Annotated in this window: 9 protein-coding genes and 1 tRNA gene; 5 read left to right on the top strand and 5 right to left on the bottom strand. The window is 54.3% G+C overall.

Annotated features, from left to right (window positions below; genetic code table 11):
* Positions 1-216: 216 nt before the first annotated feature.
* Positions 217-702, top strand: a complete 486-nt coding sequence (locus WIH05_RS06640; protein WP_215654124.1) for a hypothetical protein — start codon at positions 217-219, stop codon at positions 700-702.
* A gap of 44 nt (positions 703-746) precedes the next feature.
* On the opposite strand, the gene WIH05_RS06635 is transcribed toward WIH05_RS06640, so the two are convergent.
* Positions 747-2108 (bottom strand): amidohydrolase, encoded by a 1362-nt coding sequence (locus tag WIH05_RS06635; protein ID WP_022273012.1) that lies wholly within the window; start codon positions 2106-2108, stop codon positions 747-749.
* Between the two features lie 229 nt (positions 2109-2337).
* Here WIH05_RS06635 and WIH05_RS06630 point away from each other — a divergent pair, with 229 nt between their 5' ends.
* The 4 genes from WIH05_RS06630 (at position 2338) to WIH05_RS06615 (ending at position 5026) form a co-directional block, all read left to right on the top strand.
* Positions 2338-3084, top strand: coding sequence for a 4Fe-4S binding protein (locus tag WIH05_RS06630; RefSeq protein ID WP_022273011.1), 747 nt, complete (start codon positions 2338-2340; stop codon positions 3082-3084).
* A gap of 154 nt (positions 3085-3238) precedes the next feature.
* Positions 3239-3318: transfer RNA gene (locus tag WIH05_RS06625), tRNA-Leu, on the top strand.
* Positions 3319-3543: 225 nt separating this feature from the next.
* Positions 3544-4107 (top strand): manganese efflux pump MntP family protein, encoded by a 564-nt coding sequence (locus tag WIH05_RS06620; RefSeq protein ID WP_022273010.1) that lies wholly within the window; start codon positions 3544-3546, stop codon positions 4105-4107.
* Positions 4108-4183: 76 nt separating this feature from the next.
* A complete protein-coding gene (locus tag WIH05_RS06615; RefSeq protein WP_022273009.1) occupies positions 4184-5026 on the top strand; it encodes a purine-nucleoside phosphorylase in 843 nt (280 codons plus the stop codon).
* A 69-nt stretch (positions 5027-5095) separates the two neighbouring features.
* Here WIH05_RS06615 and WIH05_RS06610 read toward each other — a convergent pair whose 3' ends face one another.
* From WIH05_RS06610 to WIH05_RS06595, 4 genes are read right to left on the bottom strand one after another with little or no spacing between them, the layout of a single operon-like run.
* Positions 5096-5725 carry an ATP-binding cassette domain-containing protein gene (locus WIH05_RS06610; RefSeq protein WP_022273008.1) on the bottom strand — a complete coding sequence of 210 codons (630 nt, stop codon included), beginning with the start codon at positions 5723-5725 and terminating at the stop codon, positions 5096-5098.
* A complete protein-coding gene (locus tag WIH05_RS06605; RefSeq protein ID WP_022273007.1) occupies positions 5709-6491 on the bottom strand; it encodes an ABC transporter permease subunit in 783 nt (260 codons plus the stop codon). Before WIH05_RS06605 ends, WIH05_RS06610 begins: the two co-directional genes overlap by 17 nt.
* A gap of 50 nt (positions 6492-6541) precedes the next feature.
* Positions 6542-7678, bottom strand: a complete 1137-nt coding sequence (locus WIH05_RS06600; RefSeq protein ID WP_337425152.1) for an ABC transporter substrate-binding protein — start codon at positions 7676-7678, stop codon at positions 6542-6544.
* Positions 7679-7682: 4 nt separating this feature from the next.
* Positions 7683-7931: a TM1266 family iron-only hydrogenase system putative regulator gene (locus tag WIH05_RS06595; RefSeq protein WP_022273005.1), complete on the bottom strand. Its 249-nt coding sequence runs from the start codon at positions 7929-7931 to the stop codon at positions 7683-7685.
* Positions 7932-8111: the final 180 nt, after the last annotated feature.

The raw sequence follows: 8111 nt of genomic DNA, 5'->3' as shown, positions 1-8111 counted from the left end.
GAATGCCCTTGCTGCGCCCACTGTTGTGGGCTGCGCTGGGGCAGACCCTCCCGTCCCGTGCTTTTTAAGAGAGTGCATTTCAGCGGAGGTCCCGATTTATAGGGACTTCCGCTGTTTTTGTGGGTCCCGCTGGCAGAATGCCCTGGACTTGTATAACGGCTGCTTTTGTGATATGATTGGCTTCATAAAAATGCAATATATAAGGAGATGACCTCATTGATGAAGAAATTATGGATAGCAGCTCTTCTGGGGCTTATGCTGGCGCTTTCTGGATGCGGCGGAGAAAAGACAGAAGATGCGGAAGAAGCCGCTGCGGTGGAGGAAGGGCAGTATAAAATTGAAATTTTCACGGCCGAAAGTACGGCTGTGCCTGTAAACACGACGGAGGACCCGACTGTGATCCAGAAGCTTTTGGAATCTCCGGAGTGGGAACGGATCACGGAGGTGCCAGGCGATCTGGTGCCGGAGTTTGGACTTAGGATCTGGAAAAAAGTAGAGGTAAATTATAATAAGACAGAGGAAAGTGAAGAGCCGGAGTATGAGGTGATCGAAACGATCACGACCTTTAAGGATACGGATTGTATCGAACGGGTATATTCCAGTAACGCCGTAAAGGGAGCCAATATCCCGGTTTCAGTGGCCGCCTTCTATTATAAGGTGCCCCAGGAATTTTTAGATACAGTGAAAGAACTGGCAAAATAAAATGAAGCCGGGGCGCTCCAGAAACGGAGGCCCCGGTTTTTGAATTATTTTAAGAAATCCAGAACAACGGTTCCGTCTTCCTTTTTAACCACAGCATTTTTAGTCATGTTGAGACTTTCGATGGCTTTCAGATACTCTTCCTTAGAGGCAAAGCGCGGTTTGTTTTCCGCAAGGACCTTTTTCGCCAGGGCTGCATCATTGGAAAGAAGGCGGTCGGCCATGATCAGCAGGCATTTAGCCGGAGCAACACAGGCCCGTTCCGGATCGTCAATGTAATAATCCATGCCGTGACCGGTTCCAATGGCTCCTGCGCCGTAGGGATGGACCGCCGGCATGATGGAGGAAACATCTCCCATATCGGTGCTGCCAGTATCCCAGTGATCGGTCTCCTCTACGCAGCCAGGGCCGCCAACAGCCTCCATGGCCTCTTTTGCCAGAGCGTTCAGGTTCTTATCGTTATTTAATGGGAAATAACCCGGGCGGTCCTCCAGAAGAACGGTGGCACCGATGGCTGCGGCGGATCCGGCCATGGCCTGGTTCAGCTTTTTATTGTATTCCACGATCGCCTCATAGGATGCGCCGCGCACATAGGTCTCCACCTTGGTCCTCTCGGGGATGGCGTTTACGGCTGCGCCGCCCTCGGTGATGATGGGGTGGAAACGGATATGCTCATTGTCCAGGAAGGTTTCGCGGAGAGCGTTGGCTGCGGTCATGGCAGTGGTGGCTGCATACAGGGCGTTGATGCCCTTTTCCGGGGAACCGCCGGCATGGGATGCCACGCCCTCAAAGGTCACATTCTTTACAACACAGCCGTTGCAGCCGGGGTTGATGGTCAGGTATTTTCCCTCCGGCATGTTGCCAGCGTGGATCATCATGGCCATGTCGACTCCGTCAAAATAGCCGCGGTAGATAAATTCCACCTTGCCGCCGTAATAATGGATCGTTCCCTGCTTTCTGAGGCCCTCCCTGTAACCCAACTGGATCAGCTCCTCCGCAGGAACGGCCATGAGGCGGATGGAGCCGCATAATCCGTCCAGGGCTCCGGGCTGCTTTAAGGCCGCGGCGACTCCTGCCAGGGTCGCGCACTGGGCGTTGTGGCCGCAGGCATGGACAGCTTTCGTCTCCGGGTCAGCGTCCGGGTGGTTTCCGCAGATCAGGGAATCCAGTTCTCCCAGGATCGCTACCTTGGGACCCGGCTTTCCGGTTTCCACATCTGTATAGAAGCCGGGAATATCTCCAGCCTTTGTGAGGGTGTAGCCAAGATCTTCAAAGAGCTTTTCCATGTATGCGTTGGTCTTCCATTCATGGTATCCAGTCTCGGGGCTGGCCCAGATGTCACGTTCTGTCTTTAAGATCAGATCCCGGCAGTTTTCCACCAGATTTTTCAGTTGTTCAGTTCTGTCCATGGTATTACCTCCCATTTTTTAAATATGTTCATCGTATGAAGCCAGGGTCAAAAAAATTTTGACCTAATATCAATAGTATACATGCTGTCAGAGAATTTGTCTATTTTATTCTTCAAAAAGGAAAGATAGGAAAAAAGAATAGGAGGGAAACCGGGTTGACGGACAGCACTTTGGAGGATACAATAGAATCAGATAAATATACAGAATTATGTGAAAAGGAGCGACATATATGGGGGTTACAGCAGTTTATTTTTCTCCGACGGGGAATACGAAAAAAAGTGTGGAGGCCATGGCGGCGGCGCTGGATCCAGGCTATAAAACAGTGGATCTGACGCTGCCTTCTGATACGGGAATATCCTGTCAGTTTGGCCCGGAGGATCTGGTGATCATTGGAATGCCGGTATACGCAGGCAGGATCCCTATGGTAGCGGTCCCCAGGCTTTCCGGGTTAAAGGGAAATGGAACGCCGTGCATTCTCGTGGCTACCTATGGAAACCGTCATTATGACGATGCACTGGTGGAGATGGAGGATATTGCCAGGGAGCATGGATTTACTGTAAAGGGAGTGGCTGCCCTGGTGGGACGCCATACATATGGGGAGATCCAGACGGAGCGTCCGGATGGGGAGGACCTGAAGGCGGATGCAGAGTTTGCAAAGCGTGCGGCTGCGTCAGAAGCCATGAAGAGCACGATCCCTGGAAGCCGTCCTTATAAAAAGGAAGCAGTTCCCGGAGGGAAGTTTAAGCCTTTGACCTCGGATGCATGTGTTGGCTGCGGGATCTGTAAGCGCGGCTGTCCGGTCCAGGCCATCAATGACCAGTTCCAGGTGAATCCGGAGATCTGTATTTCCTGCTTCCGCTGTATCCGGAACTGTCCGGTCCATGCAAAGAACATGGATGTGGAGGTATACCACGCATTTGCCAGGGAGTTCTCGTCCAGGCTGGAAGAACGGCGGGAGAACGAGTATTATCTGTAAGCATACGGAAGAGGACCAAAGGAGCAGGACTGCGGATGCTGCTGTTTACGGGCTTTCTGGTGAACAGCGGCAGCCGGGCTGCCTTTGGAGACGAAACGGGATTGACAAATGCCTTCTGACAGTGGTATAATACGATGCGCGTGTTTGACACGATGCGGATGTGGCGGAACTGGCAGACGCACCAGCCTTAGGAGCTGGCGGGCAACCGTGGGGGTTCAAGTCCCTTCATCCGCATGAAAAGACCACTGTATTTGCCGGTTTACCGACAGGTACAGTGCTTTTTTATATCATAGGAAAGAGCGTCCTATGATATAAAAAACGTTCCGCGGGGACCGCCATGGGGCGGAAGGAACTTTGGCGCAGAAGCGGCCGCCGCAGGCGGGGAAGGCCGAAAACACGTTCTGTGACAGGAAAGCCTTCCCCGGAGAAAAATACTTAAAAGAGACAGGAGGAACTCCCATGAGCTTAACAGAGCTTTTTATCATTGCCGTGGGTCTCTCTATGGACGCCTTTGCGGTTTCTGTCTGTAAGGGCCTTTCGGTCCAGAGGCTTAAGCTGGGCCATGCCCTGACCTGCGGCGTTTATTTTGGAGGCTTCCAGGGGCTGATGCCAGCACTGGGATATCTTCTGGGCAGCCAGTTCCAGAATGTGATCGTGAAGGTTGACCACTGGATCGCCTTTATCCTGTTGGGGATCATCGGGATCAATATGATCCGGGAATCCCGGGATACGGATGCCGAGTCCCTGGACTCTTCCTTTGGGTTTAAGGCCATGCTCCCCCTGGCGGTGGCCACCAGCATCGACGCTTTGGCGGTGGGAGTGACCTTTGCCTTTTTAAATGTCAATATCCTTTGGGCAGTGACGTTTATCGGAGTGATCACATTTATCCTATCTTCCATCGGGGTAAAGGTGGGCCATGTGTTTGGCCTGCGATATAAAGGGAAGGCAGAATTTGCCGGCGGGCTGATCCTGGTGCTCATGGGCTGCAAGATCCTTCTGGAGCACCTGGGGATCCTGGGATAGGGTATGGCCGGGAGGACTTAAGCGTTCCGGAAAAATGCAGTATATATCATCAATATTTATATGAGGAGGAATGGCTATGGACAGAAAGCTGGATGTACGGAAGATTTATGAGAGCGTGAAGGAAAAGATCACGTTTAAGCCGGAGGCGGCTCTGGTCCTGGGCTCCGGCCTGGGAAACTTTGCAGAGAAGGTGGAGATCGCAGAGATCCTGGATTATAAGGACATTCCGGGTTTCCCAGTGTCTACGGTTCCGGGGCATAAGGGCCGTTTTATCTTCGGCTATGTGGAGGACGTACCCATGGTGATCATGCAGGGCCGGGTACATTTTTACGAGGGGTATTCCATGGATGAGGTGACGCTGCCGATCCGTTTAATGAAGCTCATGGGTGCGAAGCTGTTATTCCTCACCAATGCATCGGGCGGCGTGAACACTGGCTATCAGGCTGGGGATTTTATGCTGATGAGCGATCATATCAGCAGCTTTATCCCGTCTCCGCTCATCGGGCCCAATGACGAGGAGGCAGGCCCAAGATTCCCGGATATGAGTGATGTGTATAGGAAAGAGATCCGGGATATCATCCGGCGGGTGGCCAAAGAGGAAAACATCCCGATCCAGGAGGGCGTTTACGTACAGTTCACAGGCCCGGCTTATGAGACGCCGGCGGAGATCCGTATGGCCAGGACTCTGGGAGCGGACGCTGTGGGCATGAGCACGGTCTGCGAGGCCATTGCTGCCAACCACATGGGTATGAGCGTGTGCGGGATCTCCTGTATCACCAACATGGCCAGCGGGATCCTGCCCCAGCCTTTGAGCCATAAGGAGGTCCAGGAGACGGCGGACCGGGTGGCTCCTCTGTTTGAGCGTCTGGTGAAAAAGTCCCTGGCGGCCATTTACCATGAGTATCTGTGCGTAAAATAGTCAATAAAACAAGAAAGGACTGCCATGGGCGGTCCATATAAGACGGAGGCCTCTGTCTGCCGGGACCGATCAGATCCCGGAGGAGCAGAGACCTCCGTTTTCGTCCAGCCGGAGGATCTCTGCGCCCAGGAGAGCGGCGTCCTCTTGTGAGTGGGTGGAAAAAAGAAGGAGCTTTCCAGCGGTATATTTGTTTATCATACGGGCGGCCTGCTGCTTTGTGTCCGGATCCAGGCCGGTGAAGGGCTCGTCCATGAGGACGATATCAGCCGGGGCCAGGATGGCCCGCAGAATGGCGGTACGGCGCTTCATGCCGCCGGAAAATTCCGACACTGGCTTTTTAAGGGAATCTTCGGGCAGAAGGTGCTTTATGATGGCAGTCAGTTCATGGGCAGGATACCCGCGGCCGGTGACGAAGCGGATATTCTGGAGGGCGGTGTATCCCTCAAGCAGGCGGTCCTCCTGGAAAACCGCAGAAAAGGAGCGGCCCTCCAGGCCCTCTATGGTTCCGGAATCAGCGGTCTCCAGCCCCATGAGGATCCGGAAAAGCGTGGTCTTTCCAGCTCCCGAGGGAGCCATAAGGCAGCAGGGACAGCCGCTTTCCAGATCCAGGGATACATGGTCCAGCACAAGACTGTCCCCATAGGATTTTGTCAGGTCCCGGACGGTGACCCGGAAGGAGGGATCAGACGGAAGCAGCATGGTTTTCCTCCTTTCCGGGAACGCCGTTTCCGGCAATGGTCTTTAACAGAAGAAGAAACAGCTTTTCAAAGACAGAGCTGACGGCGATGATCATGAGGGTCCAGGCAAAGAGGTCAGCGGTGCTCAGATAGATCTTGGCCATATAAAGCCCTTCTCCAATGGAGCCGCCGGGAACGCCGATGACCTCGGCTGCGATGCCGGATTTAAAGCCCATGCCCAGAGAGGTCTTCAGAGCGCTTTCCAGGTATGGATACAGAGAGATCCGGTAGATGGAAAGGCCCTGCCTCCAGACCGGGACCCGGAAGACCCGGGCCATTTCCAGAAGCCCCGGATCCGCATGGGAGAGTCCGGCCAGGGTGTTTATATGGATCACCGGATAGACCACAAGGAAGGAAATAAAGACCGAAAGGTTTTCTGCTCCGGTCCATATGAGGGCCAGGATCACGAAGGAGGCCACGGGCACGGACTTCATGAACTGGATGGCCGGTTCCAGGATCTCGCCTGCCAGGGGCTTCCAGAAGGCCAGGGAGCCGGTCAGGAGACCCGCCAGGAAGGCCATAAAAAATCCCAGGCTGATGCGGCCGAAGGAAAACCAGAGGGCTCCCCAGGAGGCTGGGGAGGCAAGCTGTACAGCCAGGGCCTTTAAGGCATCCAGGGGCCCCACCAGAAGGATCTGGTTCTGGACAGCCAGGGACGCCAGATGCCACAAAAACAGCCAGAACAGCAGAATGGCGGTCCTTCGGGACCAGTCTGGGAATCTGTGCATGGAAGTATCTGCTCCTTTTCATATAGAGCCGGAGGCTCCGGCCCGGTCATTTAGTTGGAAACGGCTCCCGTATAATAGAAGGCGTCATCCGGCAGGGCTCCGCCTGTGGAGGCAGGGTTCTGGTCAAAGAGGACTTTTAAATAGCCGGACAGAGCCGTTTTCATCTCCTCGCCGGACAGGAAGGCGATATTGCAGCCAGGCAGGGCCTTTTTCGCCACGGCAGCCTTGGGAACGATCCCGGCGGCCTCGATCAGCATGGAAGCTGTGTCGGGATCCTCGGAGGTAAAGCGGATGGACGCCTCATGCTCAGAAAGGAAGGTATCCACCAGGTCGCCGTGGGCGGCCAGGAAATCGTTGTTTACGATGGTCACGCCGGTGATCATGCGGCTTCTGGTCTCGGCCTGCTCCTGGGCCTCATCCCAGGCTTTTGTCAGATCCAGGATCACAGAAAGGCTCTCGTTCTGGGCCAGGGCAGAGGTAACGAAGGGCTGGGGGAGAAGGCCGATGCGGCTGGGATCCTCCGTCAGGACAGAGGCCACCTCCGCAGGCTCAGATTTGAACTCCAGGGTCACATCATCCTCGGTCAGTCCGGCAGCGGACATCAGATAGCGGAGGGAATATTCCGGAGTGGTGCCCTTTCCGGTGAGGTATACGGTCTTTCCCTTTAACTGGTCAATGGAGGTGACGGAGGTGTCGGAGGATACCAGGTATAAAACGCCCAGGGTGTTCACGTCGATGACGGAGATCCCGCCCTTTGTCTTGTTATAGAGGACTCCGGCAACGTTGGCGGGAAGAAGGGCAATGTCCACCTTATTTCCTGCCACCAGGGCTGTCAGCTCGTCGGCGGCTGTCACCATGGTAAATTCATAATCGTTCTGGGCTTTTCCGTTTTCTGCGTCGTCCATGAGCTTCACAAGGCCCATGGTGGTGGGGCCCTTTAAGCCGCCGACGCGGATCACGGTGCCGTCCCCGCTGCCGCCGGAGGATCCTTTTCCTGCTGCTGCGGCCTCAGAGGATTCTTTTTCATTGGTTTCAGGGACAGAAGCCTCTGCGTCAGAAGAAGCCGCAGCGGTCTGGGACTCTGCGGATCCAGCCGCAGAGGTCTCCGCCGGTTTTTCAGGACCGCAGCCCGTAAGGAGCGCCATGCCCAGGGCTGCGGCAAGAATGAAGGATGTGAATTTTTTCATAATATTAATTCCTCCTGGAATAGATTGTTTTTGTGCTGACTCCGTCCAGCATTCCAAGCTTTCCAGAAAGGCTGCTGATCTTGTCCATAGGCGCGTCCAGGACGACGCTGATGATAGAAAGGCCCTTTTCACGGTAAGGCACGCCCATGCGGCCGATAATGTATGAACGGTACTGGTGGAGGAGGTCGTTGAGCTTTTCCACGGATTCTGCATTTTCCACCATGATCCCAATGAGCGCTACGCGTGTTTCCATAATCTGTTCCTTTCTGTACAGGATCTCATCGCCTTTTCCCTCAGAAAGCGCCGGCGCCCTTCGGGGTCAGTACGAACAGCTTCAATATATCACACGGGCCAGGGTTTGTCAAAGCGGCGGCAGAAATTATACGGTCTCTTAATAAAATAAAGAAAAACAGTGAAATCCCGTTAAAAATTA

The sequence above is a fragment of the Alitiscatomonas sp. genome (genome assembly GCF_037242085.1).
Lineage (GTDB): Bacteria > Bacillota > Clostridia > Lachnospirales > Lachnospiraceae > Alitiscatomonas > Alitiscatomonas aceti.
Note: the sequence above shows the minus strand (reverse complement) of the source record. Positions and strands in the feature narration are given on the sequence as shown.